This window comes from [Actinomadura] parvosata subsp. kistnae, from assembly GCF_900323885.1.
Taxonomy (GTDB): domain Bacteria; phylum Actinomycetota; class Actinomycetes; order Streptosporangiales; family Streptosporangiaceae; genus Nonomuraea; species Nonomuraea composti.
On sequence record NZ_OOHJ01000018.1, the window covers coordinates 2,690,187 to 2,709,079 of the forward strand.

20 protein-coding genes are annotated in these 18,893 nt (G+C 64.0%); 6 read left to right on the top strand and 14 right to left on the bottom strand.

Annotated features, from left to right (window positions below):
- Positions 1-2: 2 nt before the first annotated feature.
- Both KIS93_RS32445 and KIS93_RS69155 read left to right on the top strand, forming a co-directional pair.
- Positions 3-731 (top strand): DNA-binding transcriptional response regulator, encoded by a 729-nt coding sequence (locus KIS93_RS32445; RefSeq protein WP_155128823.1) that lies wholly within the window; start codon positions 3-5, stop codon positions 729-731.
- Entirely contained in the window at positions 715-1,764 is a 1,050-nt protein-coding gene (locus tag KIS93_RS69155) for an MBL fold metallo-hydrolase (RefSeq protein ID WP_186404539.1), read from the top strand. The genes KIS93_RS32445 and KIS93_RS69155 overlap by 17 nt, the downstream gene beginning before the upstream one ends.
- Before the next feature lie 599 nt (positions 1,765-2,363).
- Here the strand turns inward: KIS93_RS69155 and KIS93_RS32455 are convergent.
- The 8 genes from KIS93_RS32455 to KIS93_RS32490 form a co-directional block, all read right to left on the bottom strand.
- Entirely contained in the window at positions 2,364-3,788 is a 1,425-nt protein-coding gene (locus KIS93_RS32455) for a DNA sulfur modification protein DndB (protein ID WP_080044080.1), read from the bottom strand.
- Positions 3,789-4,574: 786 nt separating this feature from the next.
- Complete coding sequence (locus KIS93_RS32460; protein WP_080044079.1) at positions 4,575-5,756, bottom strand: tyrosine-type recombinase/integrase; 1,182 nt, start codon at positions 5,754-5,756, stop codon at positions 4,575-4,577.
- A complete protein-coding gene (locus tag KIS93_RS32465) occupies positions 5,756-5,962 on the bottom strand; it encodes a helix-turn-helix domain-containing protein (protein WP_080044078.1) in 207 nt (68 codons plus the stop codon). Before KIS93_RS32465 ends, KIS93_RS32460 begins: the two co-directional genes overlap by 1 nt.
- 14 nt (positions 5,963-5,976) lie before the next feature.
- Positions 5,977-7,584: a replication initiator gene (locus tag KIS93_RS32470; RefSeq protein ID WP_080044077.1), complete on the bottom strand. Its 1,608-nt coding sequence runs from the start codon at positions 7,582-7,584 to the stop codon at positions 5,977-5,979.
- Positions 7,581-7,736 (bottom strand): hypothetical protein, encoded by a 156-nt coding sequence (locus KIS93_RS32475; protein ID WP_155128819.1) that lies wholly within the window; start codon positions 7,734-7,736, stop codon positions 7,581-7,583. Before KIS93_RS32475 ends, KIS93_RS32470 begins: the two co-directional genes overlap by 4 nt.
- Positions 7,733-9,151 carry an FtsK/SpoIIIE domain-containing protein gene (locus KIS93_RS32480; RefSeq protein ID WP_080044076.1) on the bottom strand — a complete coding sequence of 473 codons (1,419 nt, stop codon included), beginning with the start codon at positions 9,149-9,151 and terminating at the stop codon, positions 7,733-7,735. The genes KIS93_RS32475 and KIS93_RS32480 overlap by 4 nt, the downstream gene beginning before the upstream one ends.
- 82 nt (positions 9,152-9,233) lie before the next feature.
- A complete protein-coding gene (locus KIS93_RS32485) occupies positions 9,234-9,524 on the bottom strand; it encodes a hypothetical protein (protein ID WP_080044075.1) in 291 nt (96 codons plus the stop codon).
- Positions 9,521-9,937, bottom strand: a complete 417-nt coding sequence (locus KIS93_RS32490) for a plasmid replication, integration and excision activator (protein ID WP_080044074.1) — start codon at positions 9,935-9,937, stop codon at positions 9,521-9,523. The genes KIS93_RS32485 and KIS93_RS32490 overlap by 4 nt, the downstream gene beginning before the upstream one ends.
- Positions 9,938-10,365: 428 nt before the next feature.
- On the opposite strand from KIS93_RS32490, the gene KIS93_RS32495 reads away from it, so the two are divergent.
- The gene (locus tag KIS93_RS32495; protein WP_230465697.1) at positions 10,366-11,619 is read left to right on the top strand and encodes an SNIPE associated domain-containing protein; all 1,254 of its coding nucleotides are present in this window, start codon (positions 10,366-10,368) and stop codon (positions 11,617-11,619) included.
- Positions 11,620-11,630: 11 nt separating this feature from the next.
- Here the strand turns inward: KIS93_RS32495 and KIS93_RS32500 are convergent, their stop codons facing one another.
- Both KIS93_RS32500 and KIS93_RS32505 read right to left on the bottom strand, forming a co-directional pair.
- The gene (locus KIS93_RS32500) at positions 11,631-12,362 is read right to left on the bottom strand and encodes a GntR family transcriptional regulator (RefSeq protein WP_186404540.1); all 732 of its coding nucleotides are present in this window, start codon (positions 12,360-12,362) and stop codon (positions 11,631-11,633) included.
- 146 nt (positions 12,363-12,508) lie between these two features.
- Positions 12,509-12,742: a hypothetical protein gene (locus tag KIS93_RS32505; RefSeq protein WP_155128817.1), complete on the bottom strand. Its 234-nt coding sequence runs from the start codon at positions 12,740-12,742 to the stop codon at positions 12,509-12,511.
- 376 nt (positions 12,743-13,118) lie between these two features.
- Here KIS93_RS32505 and KIS93_RS32510 point away from each other — a divergent pair, with 376 nt between their 5' ends.
- Positions 13,119-14,588, top strand: a complete 1,470-nt coding sequence (locus tag KIS93_RS32510; RefSeq protein WP_230465696.1) for a helix-turn-helix domain-containing protein — start codon at positions 13,119-13,121, stop codon at positions 14,586-14,588.
- Here the strand turns inward: KIS93_RS32510 and cutA are convergent.
- The 4 genes from cutA to KIS93_RS32530 all read right to left on the bottom strand — a co-directional run bounded on the left by cutA (position 14,554) and on the right by KIS93_RS32530 (position 17,410).
- The gene (gene cutA, locus KIS93_RS32515; protein ID WP_080047371.1) at positions 14,554-14,886 is read right to left on the bottom strand and encodes a divalent-cation tolerance protein CutA; all 333 of its coding nucleotides are present in this window, start codon (positions 14,884-14,886) and stop codon (positions 14,554-14,556) included. The genes KIS93_RS32510 and cutA overlap by 35 nt on opposite strands.
- Before the next feature lie 327 nt (positions 14,887-15,213).
- The gene (locus KIS93_RS32520; protein ID WP_155128813.1) at positions 15,214-15,993 is read right to left on the bottom strand and encodes an SMI1/KNR4 family protein; all 780 of its coding nucleotides are present in this window, start codon (positions 15,991-15,993) and stop codon (positions 15,214-15,216) included.
- Between the two features lie 191 nt (positions 15,994-16,184).
- Entirely contained in the window at positions 16,185-16,706 is a 522-nt protein-coding gene (locus KIS93_RS32525) for a hypothetical protein (protein WP_080044069.1), read from the bottom strand.
- 473 nt (positions 16,707-17,179) lie between these two features.
- Positions 17,180-17,410: a hypothetical protein gene (locus KIS93_RS32530; protein ID WP_155128811.1), complete on the bottom strand. Its 231-nt coding sequence runs from the start codon at positions 17,408-17,410 to the stop codon at positions 17,180-17,182.
- 241 nt (positions 17,411-17,651) lie between these two features.
- On the opposite strand from KIS93_RS32530, the gene KIS93_RS32535 reads away from it, so the two are divergent.
- Positions 17,652-17,981, top strand: coding sequence for a hypothetical protein (locus tag KIS93_RS32535; protein WP_155128809.1), 330 nt, complete (start codon positions 17,652-17,654; stop codon positions 17,979-17,981).
- A gap of 157 nt (positions 17,982-18,138) precedes the next feature.
- Entirely contained in the window at positions 18,139-18,333 is a 195-nt protein-coding gene (locus KIS93_RS32540; RefSeq protein WP_155128807.1) for a hypothetical protein, read from the top strand.
- The last annotated feature ends 560 nt before the right edge of the window (positions 18,334-18,893 follow it).

Here is an 18,893-nt window from a genome sequence, read left to right on the forward strand (position 1 = left end):
GTATGTCGGTGCTGGTAGCTCCTCTTGGGCCAGGAGACCGCGTAGCTGTCGTCGACGACTCAGCGGATGACGCGGAGCGAACCGCGGAGATGCTTATCGACTGTGAGTTCGAACCAGTCATCGTACCGTTACAGTACCCGAACATTGACGCGCTCCTCGATGCTGTAGCCAAAAAGGCCCGCGGTCTGGTTTGTGATCATCGCTTGTCGCGTGGCGCCTATGTGAATTTCGATGGAGCCCAAGTAGTTGCTGCATCCAACTCACGTAAGATTCCAGCAGTTCTCATCTCTGGATACATCAACCTGGACGAGTCGTCGTCAATCCGGCGATATCGAGCCGGTATCCCTCGCCTTCTCAGCAAGCGTTTCGAGCCAGAGGACCTCACCGAGGCACTATTCGCGGCTCAGAGAGAGCAACAGCTCGGACCTGCCCCAGATAGGGTCTCATATAGAACTTTGGTGCGCGTGACAAAGGTGCGCACGGACGGGATCGAGCCAATCGCAGAAGTTATTATTCCGGCGTGGAACCCTACGCAGAAGGTCGAGCTTTCTACTAGTTTGATCACAGACTGTGTTGACGTTTCGTGCGACGAGCTAGTCGGTATGAGGTTTATGGCCGAAGTAAACATCTATGCCCTTTCTCATGAAGACTTGTATTTTTCATCATTTCAAGTAGCTACACCTCCCCCCGATTCGTGGCTAGGAGGTGTGGTTAGTGATATCGAACAGTAAGGCCGGCTCCTGTGAATCGCCGAGCGAAGATCCTGCTGAACTCCGGGTAGTCATTCTGGATGTCGGCCATGGAAATAGCGCTATTGTCTATGATGGCGAAGCTCATCTCGTAGTGGATGTAGCACAGGAATTGACTCTTATTAAGGAGCTCGACCTCTCGAAGGCTCGAGAGATTTCACATTTGGTTCTTTCGCATGCAGATGCGGATCATATACGGGGTGCTGCAGCTCTCTTAGCTCATGCTGACCTGCAGGTTGGAAGTCTTTGGGTAAATCCGGACCCTACGAAAATCAGCCAACTATTCATAGATTTAATGTACATCGCACAGGACCAGTTTCTAGCTGGTCGGCTCAATGTGTCCACGAATCTAAATATCGGAGCAAATCCGGCTCTCTGCTCAAATCGCATCGGGGTGGAGATTGTTCACCCCGGCATTGTCTATGCAATAAGTGGACAATCTCGAGCGCGCCGCCCTCAGGGACAGATTTCATCCAATGGGATGTCGGCGGTACTTCGCGTCAGCCTCGACGGTGCTCCCGCCGTACTACTTCCTGGCGACTTAGATGACAGAGGGCTTCGGACTATTCTGGAAACTGCTTCAGATATTTCAGCCCCTGTTCTAGTTTTTCCTCATCACGGAGGTGGCTCGGGGGGGTCAAGCAATCGGGATTTTGCCCGACAGCTATGTGAAGCAGTTCGACCGCGACTCGTTATTTTCTCCCATGGCCGCAACATGTTCAGCAATCCACGGGCTGATATTGTGGCAGGTATACGTGATGCTTCTACGGATGTCGATATAGCTTGCACTCAGTTGAGCCGTAACTGCCACGCCTCGACTGAGTCGCTTATAGTCGATCACCTTACTGAGCGGCCGGCTATGGGACGCTCCAGTAACGCTTGTTGTGCTGGCAGCATTGTTATTCGCCTGGTTGACGGGGTTGTAAGTTGGACCCCCTCTCGGGAAAAGCATGCGCAGTTTGTCGACCTCGTTGAATCCCCCATGTGTAGGCTAGCTCCCGTAACTACAACATGACATTGCGGGTCGGAGGGGAATGGGGAGCCCAGATGGGGGGACGCCGGGACAGACTCCGGTAATCCACGTTCGCGGCGGCGGAGGTGGTCGGGTGCGAAGAACTGGCCGCCGCCTTCCCACTGGCCGATCGTGCCGGTGTGGTAGTCGGGTTCGTAAACGATGGGGATGATCTCGGGGACTGCCATGTGCTGGAGAGTAGCCATTCGGGCCGACAACACTTTGAACCGTAACGATCTTGCTAACGTCGGCGCTACTGTAACAACACCCTTGAACACCCCTGGACGGCTCTGGAGTCTCCGAGGCCAAAAAGCCCTGATGAGCAGGCGTTTCTATCGGTGCTGGGTGGTGATGGACGTCTCCGGCCTTGCTGCGGATCAGAAGGCTGAGTCCACGTAGGACCGCGACGCGCCACGGTGAACTCGACAACCCCGTCGCAACCGGGCTGAGGCCGTGACGATCGCGGACTTCGGTGCCCATCTCACGGGCCGGGGCGATCGCCGCCGAGGCCCTCCTTCGTCGGGCCTCGGCACTGGTTATGGCGGTATCTGTGGCGGAAGCCCTCGCAACAAGGGGTACGGGGCTTCCGATTGAGGTCGGCTTTACTGCGTGGCGATTGCGGTCTTCTTTGGGCGGCCACGACCGCGCTTGCGTGCGATCAGGCCGAGCTTGGTGAAGGTCTCGTCCGTTCCCAGGGTGCTGAGATCGGGGTGCTCCTGGGCGATGTGCGTCAGCACGTTGCTGATGGCTGCCTCGTAGTTCGAGCGGGTAGCGCCGCTCGCGCCCGCGCGCCAGCGAAGGCCACGCAGGTCCCATGTGGTCTTCGCGAGGGTGCCCTCGAAGAACTCGTGGGTCATCGTCTTGTCATCGTCGCCCGTCTTGAGAGCGTCGCGCTGCCAAGGAATCTCGGCGAGCGCGTCTACAGCCTCGTGCGGAGATACGCCGGCCATCCGGGCGGCGGCGACGGTGTTGGCGATGACATGTAGCCCGGCCGCTGCCGAGTGCAAGTATTTCTCGCGGAACTCGGCGACGGTCAGGTTGCCATCGTTGATCTCCTGCCAGCCAGGGATGTTCTGGAATGCGTAGTCCAGAATCTCCACGATCTCCGCACCGATCTCGAGAAGCACCTCTTCGCCAGAGGTGTCCCCGGTTGTACGCTGCTTGATGACGTTGTTCAGATGCTCCTCCCGGGCGTCGGGAGTCCGGTCGCGGACACCGACGCCAGCGATAGCGGCAGCGGCTGAGCGGACCGCGGCTGCGGGGTAGAGGCCTTCGAACTTGCTGCCGTTCTTCTCGGCGCGCTTCTTGTGTGACGCGTTGGCCAGGTAGGTGACCCGGCCCTGGCACAGCACCGCGTTCTTGATGACGTACTGGCCGAGACGGTTCTGCACGCTTCCCTTGTCCATGACGGCGATCAGCGAGGGCGAGATCGGTTTGGTGCTCGCCATCTTGATGAAGAGCGTCGACAGGATGTCGGGGTCGCCTTCGAGCAGCAGGGTCATCTCCACGGCGGACTGTTCGAGGTACTTGCGGACCACCAGCGCGTCACCTTCGGTGGCGTCTCGCACCATTTCCCAGACCCGGCTCAGGGAGATCTCGCGGTGCTGCCCGTCGACGGACCACGCGACCGGCGCCCCCTCATACACGGTGACCTTGACTAGGGTTACGCCGGTGGCGAGTCCCTGGATCTCCTCGATTTCCACGAACTCCGGGTCCGAGTCCATGCCGATCACCAGCGTCCCCAAGTACGGGCGGTCGGACGTACGGATACCTTCGGCGATCTTCTTGATGTGGGACTCGTAGACGTCCCGCTGTCCTGGACGGCTGGCGTCATCCAGGTCGTAGTCGTTGCGCTGGAGCAGAGACTCGAAGTTCCAAACCTCAGCCAGCGCTGGCATGGGTTCGGACCAGGTGAGCTTGTCCAGCTTGCCGGCCCGAGACATGAACGCGATCCGCTCGAAGCGGATGGGCCTCTTGCCCTTGAGCTTGGCGCGTAACTGCTCGATGTCCGTCGAGGTGGCGGTCACGATAACCTCGTTTCTGCGGGCCCTTGGGTCCGCGAAGTAGGGGATCGGCCCGGCGATACGAAGCTCTGGACAAGCAATGTCGCCGGGCCGAGCTATGTCCTGTGACGCCTGCCACGCTACCAGCGGCAACGAAGCGGAGACTGTTAATCAAAAATCATTCTAAAAATGGCCAGGCCTATTGATGTCCGATATGCCCTAGAGGCAGTGAAGGCTGGCTGGTGGCGGGCGGTTGGAAGCGAAGGCACTGACGTCTCACGGCCCAGGTGTCGACCGTTCTCGATGGCCCGAGCACCACGCCTTCGACGGAGGTCCGAAAGAAGCCCCTTAGGCTGCGCAGTTGGTTTACACGAGCGAAGGTGGCAGCAGCGCTGACAGCAACGTCCCCACACGCCGACGCATGCGCGCCACCGTCCGCACGCCCCTGACCACGGCCTACATCAGCTGAGCAGGGTGCTTGCTCCGCCTGAAACCGGAAGATCGGGCTGCCGCAGAGCTTCCGTCTCCTCAGGCCTGGCGGCCCTGCAGTACGGGTCCCCTTGCCACCGGATGAGTTGGCTGGTCACTGCGGTGGTGGTGCTGTACAGCAGAGAAGTACAGCAACGGGGCCTTACACGAGCACACGCTGTCGGTCGTGAACCGCTCCCTGAGCTGGGCAATGCAGGTTTCAGGTGGTGACTGGCTCCCGTTTGCAAGCAGGAAGTCAGGAGTTCGAATCTCCTAGGCTCCACCAGCTAAAACACCCCGTCACTGATCATGTGACGGGGTGTTCGTGCCATTCACGTGCCATTAGCTCGCGGGCACCAGCGCTCCGGCCATACCGTCGTCATCATCATCCTTCTTCGCCTTCTTCTGCTCTGCCTCCACACGGGCGCTGAGAGCGTCGGCGATCTTCTGGTCGGCGTCACGGGTCGCGTGCTGGTAGATGAGTGCGGCCCGGTCGCTGTCGTGCCCCATCCGAGCCTTCAGGTCAGCGAGGCTTGCTCCTGACTGCGCCGCCAGGGTGTTGCCGGTGTGCCGGAGATCGTGGAAGTGGAGCCCTTGCACGCCCATCTCCTTGAGCGCGTCAGCCCACTTGGACTCACGGCGGAAGTTGCTCCCTCGAAGGAACGCCCCACGCTTGCCGAGGAAGACGAAGGCGTTTTCGTCGTCGTCAACGTACGCCGCCAGGTGTTCGACGAGGACCGGGACGATCACCGAGGGGATGCTGACGGTACGCCGGCCAGCCTTCGACTTGAGCGGGCCGAGGCGCATCTCGCCGTTGTCGAGTTCGAGGAGCTGTTCCCGTACCCGGACTGTGCGGGTCTGAAGGTCGATGCTGGACGGCCGCAGAGCCGTCACCTCACCCCAGCGCAGACTGGCGAAGGTGGTCAGCAGGACCATGGCGCGGAAACGGCGGTCTGCCATGCGGTCGGCCAGCTCGAAGACCTGGGCGACAGTGAGCACCGGGCGCTCCGGTGTGTGCTCGTTGCCCGCACCCTTGATCCGGCACGGGTTGCGACTGATCATCTTGTCCTCTTCGACCGCTGTCATCAGCACGGCGCGGAGCAGGCGATATGCCTTCGCCGTAGTGGAAACGGAGACCCCACGGTCGAGAAGTCCGGCACGCCACGCACGGACCGTTTTCGCCGTCATCTTGCCGACAGGCACCTTTCCCAGCGTCGGGACGATGTGACGCTCCAGCAACCACGTGTACAGCTCCAGGGTCTTGGGCCGAAGCCCCGGACGCTCCTTGATCCAGTCGCGTGCGTAGACCGCCAGCTCGACCTTGCCACGCTCCGGGTCGGTCCATTCCCCCGAGATCATCTGAGCCTCGATGAGTGTCAACGCCCGATCGGCGTCCGTTCTGGTGCCGTAGGTCGTCGCACCTGTGTGGATCACCCCGTCTGGGCCGGGATAGCGAATCTGGAAGCGTCCGGAGGGCAGCTTGCGGATATTGCCAAAGCGCCGGTGTCCGTCCTTGTTGGCCATCAGGCGGCCCTCCCCGTGACGTTGCTGCGTGTGAGTGGTGTGACGGTGCCCGCGACAACGAAGGCGATCAGGGCTGATTCGCGGATGCGGACGTGTCGGCCGACCTTCACGAACTCGATACGTCGCTCGGAGATCAGGCGACGGACGAAGCGCACCGAGGTGTGCAGTAGTCCGGCCGCTTCATCGACGGTCAGTAGCTGGTCCATGTGTCTGCCTCCCTTCACGCTGCTTGCAGAGTTGCCGAAAGATCTTGTCCGTCTGCTCTGGCCTGGAGTTCGGCCATGTGAGTGCGCCAGCGTTGCCGTTCGCGGACTGATCGCAGTAGCCGAACTGCCAGAGGGGCGACATTGGCTTCACCGGCCGGGACCGGCTTCCAGACATAGCGGTGTGGGTCTGTGGGTTGGTCGGCCTGGCCGAGGGCTTCCAGGACCCAGGTGCGGCGGTCCTGCTTGTGCTCGGTGAGGGTTTTGTTGCTCCACTTGCGGGAGACCAGGACGCGGCGTCCGGCGTAGCCGAGGTGTTCGGGCTTGTGGGCCTTGGAGCGGCACCGGCCGGGTGTCATTCCGGCTTTGGCGCCCTTGGGTTGGATGCCGTAGCGGAGCCAGTTCGGGCAAGTGGGTGAGCAGGGTTCGTAGCGCAGGGCATCGACGAAGCGGGCCGCGTGCTCGTGCTGGGCCTGATTGTCGAGCCCGCCGCCGAGGCTCTTGGTCAGGTACTTGGACAGGTAACGGATGCACTGGTCGGCGTCCTTGCTGCCCGCGAGCACGCCCTTGACGTCCACCTGCTCGCCGAAACGGATCACGTGGAGCGGTTCGGCGTCCTCGTCGGCGTCCAGGTCGTCGAGGGCTCCGTCCCAAGTGGGCAGGACCTCTCCGGTGTCGGGGTCGAGGTAGCCGGCCTCTTCCTGCCAGATCGGCAGGTGCTCGCCCTCGAAGGCCACGCGATCGACGGAGGGCCACCAGACCTGGTGGTAGGTGGCCGCCGCGATCTGCTTGATCTCTGCTCGTGGGAGCGTTCCACGGATGGCCATGTGCAGGTGTGGGGCGAGCCGCTTCTGAGGCTCCACGGTCGCGAAGTACTGCACGTCGAAGCCCGCCACGCGGCGCAGGTTCTGTACGAACCGGTCCACCAGCTTGGAGAAGTGCAGCGCGTCCCGAGCCGCCCGCGTGTAGTTGTAGGTGTCCGGATCGACCGGTGCGCCGTCGCGGACCTTGCCGTACGAGGGCAAGGTGAGCGTGACGAACAGCGAGGGCCGGTAGATTTTGCCGTCCGGGGCCTGGAAGGTTCGGCCCAGCGTGGTGTGGGCCATCTTGCGCTTGGGCAGGTCCGGCGCGTCCTGCCGCCGCTTGGTCGAGCGGGAGCGCTTGGACGCCGTACGGCCGAGCACGTTGCCGCGCATGCCAGCCGCGTTGATCTCCTCGTCCAGGCCCTCGATGACCGCGTCCAAGTCGGTCGTGTCGTCACCGACCTGTTCTGCCTCGTCGCGCTGGGCTTGGACGTCAGCGCGAAACTCGACCAGCCAGCGCTGTTCCTCGTTCGGGTCGTCCGGGGTGATCGCGGGTTCCTCGTCGAGGTGCCATCCTTCCCGGCATTGGGCCTTGCGGAGCTGCTTGTTGCGCTTGGCGCACGGCGGGCACTTGCTGTCCATCGGCGAGCCGCACGGGACGTCGATGATCTCCCACTGGCCGGTGTGGGTGTCGAGCCTCTTGAGCGGGACGGGCCGGATGCAGACGCCGTTCAGCTTGGCGACCTCTTCGACGACGTCGCGGGCCAGGGGCATCGCCAGCCGTACCGCCCGAGGTAGGGCGCGGTCGTGCGCATGGGTCATAGGGACCTCCCTTCGTCGGTGTCGGTGAGGATGAGTGCGGTCTGGCCGCATTCGCTGCACTCGACCAGTGCGCGGGGCAGGTCGAGCCACAGGGTGTTCAGCGTGCCGCAGGAGGCGCAGCGCAGCCCGTCAAGGACGTGGGCGAGTGTCATGCGGCCTCCCCGAACTGGGCGACCATGGCGCGGATGTCGGTGTCGGAGACGTAGGCGGCGCGGACCCGGATGGGTTCGGGCGAGGTCTCCAGGCGCATGTAGGCGACGCCGGCCCCTTGCTCGGGGATAGGTGAGATGTGGTCGGCCAGGGCGCCCCGGTCGCGTGCGCCGTCGCCAAGAACCATGTCCACCTGCTCGGACTCGTCCAGCCGGAGCGCGATCTTGTCGGGGAACAGGTTGCGGATGTTCATGACCTCCTTGCGCGGGTCCTGGAGAGCGGCCATGACGCCGACGCCGACCGAGCGGCCTTGGGTGGCGAGCGTGGCCAGGGCGGCGGAGATGCGATGCCGGAGCTGCTTGTCGGGCTGGTAGGCGGTCAGGAACGCGACTTCATCGACGAGGACCAGGACGAACGGGTCCTCGATCGTTGGGACGTGGGAGCGTTGGAGACCGGCGAAGCGGGCGGCGCGCTTCTGCATGACGCTGACCGCCTCGTCGAGCAGGTCGGCGCAGTCGGCCGGGTCGGCGGCGTAGCGGCCTTGAAAGAGCTCGCGTCCAAAGGACAGCTCCATCAGTTTGGGATCGAGCGCCCAGACTTCGGCCAGGCCCGCCCGCATGGCGGGGAGCAAGCCGCGGATGGTGTCCCACAGGAAGGAGCCCTTGCCGGCCCCGGTCGCGCCCGCGATCAGGACGTGGGTGCCGTGGACTTTGAGCCGGAGCGGTCGGCCATCCTCTTGCTTGCCGATTTCGACCGGTCCCACGGTCGGTTGGTCGGGAACGGGTAGCGCTGGGATGGGCGTGGCCAAGGGGTCGTGGCGCGGGAAGATGAGCAGCAGTCTGCCGCCCTTGATCAGGGCGACGCGGCAGGAGGTGGCGCCGAAGCCGTGGGCGAGGTTGTCGATGCGGTCGGACCAGTCCTTGACCGCTTGGCCGCGCAGCATGTGAACGGTGATGCGGTCGGCCCAGCCGTCGCATTGGACGCGGAGGAGCCGGGGCAGGTAGGTGCGTCCGTTGACGCGTTTGCCGAGGCCGGAGACGTCCATGACGGACTGCCAGTGACGGCGGTAGACCGACATGAGCCGCCACCAGGCCAGCAGTCGCCAACCGACGAGCCGGGCGAAGGACCGCCGGTCGATGAAGGCCCAGGAGACCAGGCTCAGCACGACGATCCCGAACAGGGACGCCGCCAGCGGCCAACCGTACTGATACCAGGTGAAGCCGAGGGCAGCAGGCACGGCCGTGGCCACTGGGTGCCGCCAGATCGTCCGGAACAGGGCGACGAGGAAGCGGTTGAGGTAGATGAGCAGGGTGACGAGGGCGGGCGTGCGGACGACGGCCGGTTGGAAGACGATTGCGGTGTCCGGAGTGGTGGTGACGAGGTTGCGCGCCTCGTCACCGGGAAGCCTCTTGAACATTAGGCTGAAGACCTCTCGTGATTCGCGTCAGGGGAGATGAGGGGCCGCCGGAAGGACCAGTTCCAGCGGCCCCGCTTGCTTGTCAGGCCGCCTGCTGTTCGGCGTGCAGGCGCTCGCAGTCGGCGAGGAAGGCCACCGCCGCGTCGCACAACTGGCGGGCGAAGGCGACACGTTCGGCTGTGACCTCGGCGTCCCTCGTCGTGCCGATGCTCACGTGCGTGGCGGCGAAGGCGATGTCGATGAAGGCGTGGGAGCCCTGGCCGGCCGGGTAGTAAGTCACCTCAGCCGAACTGTCCGGGTAGATCGAGACGCCGATGCGGGGCTCCTCGTCGGGTCGGACCCGGATGACCGTGTAGCTGTAGCTGTCGTTCATGCTGCGACCTCCTTGCTGCCGTTGGACTTGGTGGTGTTGGTGCGGGGCGCGAGCATCTGCCGCGCCTTGATGGAGTAGGCGAGCCGCCCGGACCCGTTGACGTACGGGGTGACGGTCATGCCGTCGAACTCGACCGGCGTGAACGGCAGCCCCGCGACGGGAGCCGGGGCGACCGGCTGTGTGGGGCTGAGGATCTTGACGGCCACGGTCTTCTGGGCGGCCTTCAGCGACGGGTCGGCGTCCATGACGGGGATCTGCCAGACGAGTTCGCCCGTCTGCTTGTCCCGTGCCTGGACGAACCGGCCGTTCGTGGAGGCTTCGAAGTCCTTGACCGGCTCGATCTCCCCGACCGTGTAGCAGCCGTGCGGGAAGACCTGGGCGAACGTGACGGGGATGGGACCTTGGATTGCCATGTTTGCATCACTCCCTCTCTTGTGCGGCCAGCCATCTTGACTGACCAAGTTGTAAGCCCATTAAGCATGAAGCTCACTTGGCCAGTCAAGTGCACCAAGCGGCCTTCGCTAAGAAGTTGGAACTCCGGCGCGCCAAACTAGGGCGTAATAGAAATTCGCCCGAAACCGGATAAACGCTTACGTATGCTCGCTTGGTGTAACCCCAATGGCGCTCACGGCTATCTCACCTGTGTATGGCTTGTCGCGTGCACTGAGGAGAGCCCATGCCCGAGTACCGGTTCAACTCGCCTCCTGGCTGGCCCGTTCCACCTCGCGGATGGAAGCCGCCGCAGGGATGGCAACCGGATCCGTCGTGGCCACCGGCTCCCGCGGGCTGGGAGTTCTGGGTTCCCGAAGACACGCCGACAGGAACTCCAAGCACGCCGCAGATGCCCGAACGTAAGAGCGCCGGCCTGTTCGGTGGCAAGAAGCGACTCGAAGAGGAGAACGCCCAGCTACGGCAATGGGTGGAACGCCTGGGCGGGATGGACGCCATGAGCATTGCCGCGATGACCGAGGCCCTGCACGTGGAGCACGCGGGACTGCAGACCGCTATCGGGGACGCCACTCGGCGGCTGCGCGAGACGGAGGCCCGGGTCGTGCAGACAGAGGAGACCGTCCTGCTCCAGGAGGTAGGGGTCTACGAGTACCGGCATCCGTTGAGTGACGCCGTGGCCTATAAAGACCAGCTCGCGCAGGTGAAGGCCCGCATCAAGGAGATGGCCAGAGAAGGCCGTGCCGTCGTCGGCGCCACCAACTGGCAGGTCAACGGGTCAGCAGCAGAAGGGCGCAAGATGGTACGCGACTTCTCCAAGTTGATGCTGCGCGCCTACAACGCTGAAGCGGACAACTGCGTACGGACCATGCGCCCGTACAAGCTGCAGTCGGCGATCGATCGCCTGGAGAAGGCCGTGGAGACGATCGTCAAGCTGGGCCGGACGATGCACATCCACGTCCATCCCGACTATCACCGCACCCGGATCCACGAACTGGAGCTGACGGCCGACTACCTGGCCAAGCAGGAGGAGGAGAAGGAACTCATCAGGGCACAGCGCGAGCAGCAGCGCGAAGAGGAGGCCGCGCGCCGCGAGTTCGAGCGCGAGAAGGCGCGTCTGCGCAAGGAGGAGTCGCACTACCGGTCGGCGCTGGCCAAGCTGCTGAAGAACGGTGACGCGCCCGCGGAGAGCGTGGACGAGTTGAGGGCGAAACTGGAGGAGATCGGCGCGGCGGTCGCCGACGTCGAGGCTCGTGAGGCCAACATCAGGGCCGGCTACGTGTACGTCATCTCCAACATCGGCGCATTCGGCGACAACGTCGTAAAGATCGGCATGACTCGTCGGCTGGAGCCGGAAGATCGCGTACGCGAACTGGGCGACGCGTCGGTTCCCTTCAGATTCGACACGCACGCGCTGATCTTCAGTGAGGACGCGGTAGGGCTGGAGGCGCGGCTGCATGCGGAGCTGAGCGATCGGCGGCTCAACAAGGTGAACCTTCGCCGGGAGTTCTTCCATGCCACCCCGGCCGAGGTGCGGGACCTGCTCCAGAAGATCGCCGGTCAGCATCTCCTGGAGTACCGCGACACGGCCGAAGCTCTCGAATGGCGGCAGTCGGTTGGAGCGATTCAAACGCCTTTGCCGACGTAGCGTCAGGCGAGTCAGCGGATGGGGTAGGCGTCCTCCAATTCGTGCCGGTCACCAGGCAGCACAGACTCCACCACCACCCACGGCTTGCCGGTGGCATCGCAGGCCACGGCATAGACGACGAGCAGCGCAGCCGAGCCCTTGACGCCGAGCAGCCCGCACTCCTCCTTGGTCGGATTGCGAGCGGTGACGTGCTCGATGATGTGATCCAGCGAGGCGCCGGCCGCGCTCTCGACGTACCGGCGAAGGCCCTGCTTCAACTCCTCCGACTCGGCCAGGGCCGTTCCTTGCGCCACCTCGACAGGCAGCCACGCCGAGGAAATCTCGGTCGGCTCGCCGTCGTGCTCGATCAGGGATCGGCGCAGCAGGACAGAGGACTTGGACTTGAGCCCGAGATAGGACGCGATCCGGTTCGGCGCCTCAGTCTCCTCCGCCGCCAGCAAACGGCTGGAGACCTGGACTTCTTTGCGGTCAAGCAGTTCTCGCCCGGTGCGTATCTGCTGGCCTGTGGGGATGGCGGGACGGCCGCGCACGAACCGACCCTTCCCCTGATGGGTGACGATCCAGCCCTGGTCCCGCAGGACGCCAAGGGCCTTGACCACGGTCGGGCGCGCCATGCCGAATTCGGCCATGAGCTGGTGTTCGCTGGGCAGCAGAGAGCCGGGCAGATACTCGCCCGAGTCGATGCGCCGCTCAAGTTCCGCGATCAGTTGCGCGTACTTCGGAGGCGTGTACTCAAATGACATCAGGGCTCCCGCATTCAGCATGCCTGTCTAGCCAAGCAGGCTATCAGCGCATGATGCTTGGGCAACCCCTCCTTGAGACAGATAGACGTACCCCGGGAACGGCGACGGCGCGGCCCCATCGCGGGCACCACGCCGCCGAACGCCGCCTACACCGCCTGGCCTTGAAGCAAGGCGGCCCAGACCTCGGCAGCCTTCTTGTACGACCACCGATAGGTCTCAAGGACCCTCTCCCCGCCGTCGTTGTCGTACTCAGTCCGGCGGATGTACGACTGCCCGCCCATGCGGCGCAGCTCGTACACGATCGACCGGCAGTGACACGACCAGGCCACGACCCGGGCGCGGTCTTGGACCTTGGACGGCTCGTGCCAGACCAACCGCATGTGCCCCTCCCGGCGCTCTCTGACGTGCGGACTGATGCAGCCCGTGATGATCTCCACTACGTCGCTCGCTTTCTCCCGACTCCCGAGCACTCGAAGCAGGTCACCTGCACAAGCTCCACGGCCGTACCGTCGAGACGGCGCAGCGCATCGGCACGGCTCTTGCGCACCCAGCGCCAGCCCTTGGCCCGGCAGGCCCGGCACCTCTCACTTGTCGGTTGATCGCTCCGAGTCATGGGACAAGCGTCTTCACCTGCGACAAGGCAACCCATCCCGAGCCGGAATCCTCAGGCAGGATCAGCGATATCCCTTGACGGGATAACTGCGAGGCGTGAGCGTGGAGTCACCGGCAGTCCAAGGACGCAAGGGGAAACGGCACATGCCCGCAGACGGGGCCGAACCGGTCGTAGTACCGGCTGACCTGTGGCAACGCCCCGAAATGCGCGCAGCACTCACAAATCGCGACATCGGCCACCTCTTCCGACTCGTCCGCCAGTACGCAGGCATCAGCCAGACCCGCATCGGCGTCGCCGTGGGCTTCAGCCAGGGCAAAGTCAGCGAGTACATGAAGGACAAGGCCCAAGTCACCGCACTCGACGTCTTCGAACGCATCGCTGACGGCTTGGACATGCCCGACCCCGCTCGCATGCTCCTCGGCCTCGCCCCGCGGATTCTTACCGGTGTCACGCACCCACCCACACCCATCCCGGCACGGGATGGAACACCAGCAAGCAGCCTTCTTAACGTGGAACAAGTAGTCATCGGCTCGCGCCAGCCGAACGACGCTTGCGACGTTGACGTACTGACGCTGGCCTGGATCGTGGGAAGGCTGGACGCACACGTGAACCGCCGAACAATGCTCCTCATTGCAGCCGGACTGACCGCCGAAGCCGCCTCCCCCATCGCCGACCCCTGGGAACGGCTCGCCCGTGCCCTTGCCGGCCCTCGTGTACTCGACGAAGACACCGTCGAACACCTCGAAGCCCGCACCATCGGGTTCCACCGCCTGGAGTACGAACTCCCGGCTGGCGCCCTCTACCAAGGGCTCACTAGCCACCTCAACGAGCTGAGCACCCTTCTTCATGGCGCGCCCGAGCGGTTCCGCAGGCGGCTTGCCGCCACGGCCGGGGAGGCGGCGACGCTGGCCTCGTGGCTGGCCTGGGACCTCAAGCGGCCCGCGCAGTCAGCAGCGTTCGACCGGGTTTCAGCGCTCGCAGCCAAGGAGAGCGGGCACCCGATCATCCAGGCATGCACCCACGCCTACCACTCATATGCCCTGGAGGGACGAGCCGCCCTGGAAGCGATACGGCGGGCGCAGCAGTATCTACCAGCCCAAGGCGACGACGCCACACGGGCATGGCTGCTCTGCCTGGAAGCCGAACACCTGGCCGGCCTGGGAGACCCGCAAGCAGCCGAACGGCTACGACAGGCGGAAGAAGCGTTCGACCGCGCCCGTCCCCACCGCGAACGCGCCTGGACGCGCTTCCTGGACACCGGCCGCATGGCCGCGTTCCAGCTCTCCATCCATGTACGGTTGGGCGACGAACGACAGGTGACCACAGCCGGGCAACAGGCTCTTACCTCCGTTGAGGGCGACGGCGACCACAAGCGCCTCGCCGTCATCTACGCTGACATCGCCGAAGCGCAGCTCCAGATCGGTGACGTCCCGACCGGTGTCACGTACGCCCGCCGCGCCCTGGACTCAGCCCAACGGACTGAGTCGACATGGGGCCTGCTACACCTGGGCAACGTCGAGAAGGCGCTGGCCGGTCACCGTGATCCTGCCGCTCGCGAGCTCCTGGGCGACCTGATCTCTACACGCCGGGCTCTGGGCTCGTCTCCTGCCTGATCCATTCCAGATAGTCCGCCGTCCCGGCAACCAGCGGCACGGCAATGATCTGCGGCACCTCATAAGGGTGCAATTCCCGGATCGCAGCGGCCAGCTCGTCGAACCGCTCAGCCGTCGTCTTCATGAACAGCAGCCACTCCTTGGCCCGGTTGACCTCCCCACGCCACCAGTAGACGGACGTGATTGGTGCGACGAGCTGTGCAGCGGCGGCCAGGCGTTCCCCCACCACCACATCAGCGATCCGCTCAGCGGCGTCACGATCCGGCACGGTCACATGGACCTCGACGAACTCGGCCATGCCGATCACACTGCCGAATTGTTCTTGTAGGTATCAAGCGGCGGCGCGGCGTGCCGCCGTACCCCCGGCCCTCCGCCCGCCCGCCGTCCGGGCGTGCGGCCTGGGGGCCGGTCCCGGACGGCGGCGGGACACCGGGCCGGGCGCCGCACGCCGGCCCCGCCGTACGAACCGAACGCTCCGACGGGGTTGCCACGCCGCCGCACAGATGCAGCACGACGATCGCCACGGCATGGCTGGCCGTCGTACATGGTCGGGGCGATCGAAGGTCCAGGGCTTCGTACCTCAGCCCTGGCCCACCGGGCAACGTGGCTGATCACCGCATGCGAGCTAGTACGGGATCTGGTCCAGGGCGTCGCCATCCAGTTGGGTCGGCGGCTCTCTGCCGGGGTCGTTTCCCGGGATAGGGGGATGATCGAACCAGTTGTATCCGTTGACCCAGCCGTCGAACCAATCAGCCAGGGAAGGGGCGACGGTCACGATCCCGGCCTCGGGTGACTGCTCTTCGGGAAAGTCCCACGCGTCATCATCCCAGAGGCAGACGGGGTTACCGGGCTGAGTAAGCGACATGTACCAGTACATAGAGCATCCGGCGTATACGAGAGGGAAACCCAGTACGCTGCTCACTTCCGGGCGTTCTTCGTATCTATCAAGCGCGTCCGGACCGGACTCGAGTTGCCGGTGCCCACCGGGTGGAAGGCCCAGGAGGTCGTAAGAGGGGCCGAAGCCGCCGTTGCTTACCTCCGTGTACACCCTCCGCAGCAGCTCGGGTAACTCGTGTCCGATGCGCTGTTCGCAGGCATGCAAGTCTGCCTGGGAGATCGGCGGATACGGGGGCTCATGCGGGACATCGCTGAAGTACTTAACGGCTTCGGGGGCTCCCGCTTCCAACGCGGCCCTTATGAGGTGATCAGGCGTGGGGTCGTCGAAGCTGAGTTGGAAAATGCTTCCGCCTTCACGGAGCGGCTGCAGTGTGTGGTGGATGCGGCTACTGATGTTCTCGCCGTACTCACGTTTCAGCCAGTCCATCGGGACGTAGACCATGTCGTGTCGGCGTGCGGGATCCCAGGCCCGTCGTCGAATGCGCTGGATCAGATCATCATGTGACATGCACGACAGAATGCCAGCGCAGGCCTAGTGACTACGATGATCGAAGACCATGCTGGAGTGCTGCGTTGGGAGCCACCTTGGGAGCTACCGGGGCGAACGATCAAGAACTGAGCTGAACGGATCTGAACGGCTTGGGCACAGTGACCAGCCCGGCGAACGCGTCCGGACGGCTATGGAGATCGCTTGGGGACCTACGGATCAGACGGTCCGAGCGTGTATCGCGCGTAGCGGTCGCCAGGAGAAGCGAACTCGGTGCCATTTTCATCGAGCGCGTTGTAGATCGTCACTTGGCCGTTCGGGAAGCTGAACCCCAGAGACACGATCGTCCCCTCCACGAGATCCCTGTTTCTCCACATCAGCAGCTCCACTGCCGAACAAGGCTGCCCTACCAGTGCAGTGAGCTCGTCTGGTGCGTCATCTCGCCATGCCAGGTGGAAGTCCGGCCAGTCCAGCGCGAGCTTCGGATCGATGGTGTTCCAGGTGATGGAGACCTCGTCGAACTTCCAGTGGTTGATCTCGACCTGTTCGCCATCGAAGTCCAGGAGGATCGGGCAGTCGGCGAACCACTCATCCTGATCGAGATCCCACACCAGGAGTGCGCGGGTCAGCCGCCGGCCTGTGAGGTGGGCCAGTCTCACTCCATGAGCGGCCGTGATCGCTGAGCGTCCACTCAACCACTCCGGCCTGTATCCGGGGACCCCGAAGTTGAACATCCAGCGATTGTGCCGGAATGCCCTCGCTTCTGTCGTGCCATTAGCGTGCCATTAAGGGCGGTCAGCAGCGGTCAAGCACGGTCACTCGCGGACCGTCCTCAGCGCAGGTCGAGGCCGTTGCGCCTGAAGATCAGACCGTTTTGCAAGCAGGAAGTCAGGAGTTCGAATCTCCTAGGCTCCACCATCGACGGGACCGGGTAGGTGGGCCCAGCTCACCCACCCGTTGCCCGTCTGAGTGCTTGCCGATTGTGACCCGCCCCGAGCGGTCCTCGCTCCGCTCGGGCTGCCCCCCTTTGGGCGCGCCTCCGGCGCGCAAAAGGCCTTCGCGTAGGGCGCTCCGCGCACGGGGGCTTCAGCCGTCTTCTTCCAGTCGAGCCAAGCCTCGACCCCTGTATGCCTTCGCTTCGCTCAGCCGTCCTTTCTAGGGGCGCAGGCTTCGCCAGCGCTGTCAACCGCGCCGCAGTCCTGGCTTCTTAAACGACGTCGCCTTCGAGCAGGGCCTTCCAGACCTCGTCCGTTTTCCTGTAGGACCACTGGTAGGTCTCGTGGATCACCTCGCCGTCGTCGGTGTTCAGGATCCGGCGGATGTGCGACTGCCCGCCCAGGCGGCACAGCTCGCACGAGGTCATCCGGCAGGGGCACGTCCAGGCCATTACCCGGGCACGCTGGTCACGCATGGGCCGCTCGTGCCAGACCAACTGCATGTGCCCTTCCTGAGCCTCTTCGACGTGTGGACTCGTACAGTCCGTGATGATCTCCATTGCTCTGCCCGCTTCCTTCGACTCTCGAGCACTCGAAGCAGTCCACCCGCACAAGCTCGGCCGCCCTCCCGTCGATGCGACGCAGCGCGTCCATGCGGCTCCTGCGCTCAAAACACCATCCCGTCGCCGGGCAGACACAGCACCCCTCACTTGTCGGTCGATCGATGTGCGTCATGGGCCAAGCGTGTTCACATGCGACAAGGCCACCCATCCCGAGCCGGAATCCTCAGCCAAGCTGCCCTCAACGCGCTGGCACACGAGACCGACCACAAGAAAATCTGCCGCCGTCCACGCCGACATCGCCGCCGTCCAACTCCGCATCGGCGACCTCAACCAAGGCATCACCAGCGGACACTTGGCCCTGGAAACCGCACAGAGCACCGAATCCCGCTGGGCCTTCCAACAACTCGCCGTAGTAGAGAACGCCCTCACCGGCAAGAGAGACGCCAGCGCCCGCGAACTACTGGCCACCATCAACTCGGCACACCGCAGCCTAAGCCAATCGCCTGCCTGAGCACATCAGATAAGCTGCCGTGCATTGCCGAATTGCTGTGAGTATCAGACGGCGGCGCACGCACCGCCGCGCGGCCTGGGGGCCGTTCTCGCGCGTGGCCCGCCGCTCTGGCCGCGTTCGAACGTTCCATGACAGACGCGTCCCCTATGCTCAGCCCATGGACAAGCACCCCTTAATCAGAGTCTTCATGGCTTTAGGAGTTACGGTTCTTGCCGTGGCTGCCTATCAGGCTGTTGCCTTCTCGGGAAACTGGGTTTGGTACCCCGGACGCCCGATCACCTTGGCCCTGGTAGGCATAGGGTTCGTCTTCGCCGCGGGAGTGCTGGTCCTGAACGAACGCAAAGATCGCTAATAGCTCCCGCACACCTTCCAACGTCAAAACAAGCCTCCGGCGGGACACTCCAGCTCCAGGATGATCGCCGAGGTACGCGCAGAGCCGTAGATGGCTGACATGGAAGCCTGATCATCCCGTCCGCCATCGACGCGGGACAAGCCGAGCAGCCCAGGGCCACGGGTACCAGATCGTTCGTCCGGTAAGGCGCTCCATCTGGTCCCCGTGGCTCTCGCCGCTTTCCCTTCGGCCAGGCCGCAGACTGATCGCCGTACCATTATCGTGCCATCAAGGGCATCAACAGGGGTCAGTCACGGTCACTGGCGGACTGCCTGTTGCTCAGGTCGAAGTGGTTGTCCTCGAAGATCAGACCGATTTGCAAGCAGGAAGTCAGGAGTTCGAATCTTTCAGGGCCCACCTTCGACGGGTTCGAGTAGGCAGGCCAAGCTCACCCATCCGTTGCCCGTCTGAGTGGTTGCCTGTTGTGACCGCCGCAAGCGGTCCTCGCTCCGCTCGGGCTGTCTCCCTTGGGCGCGCCTTCACGCGGCAAAAGGCCTGCGCACTCGGCGCTTCGCGAACGG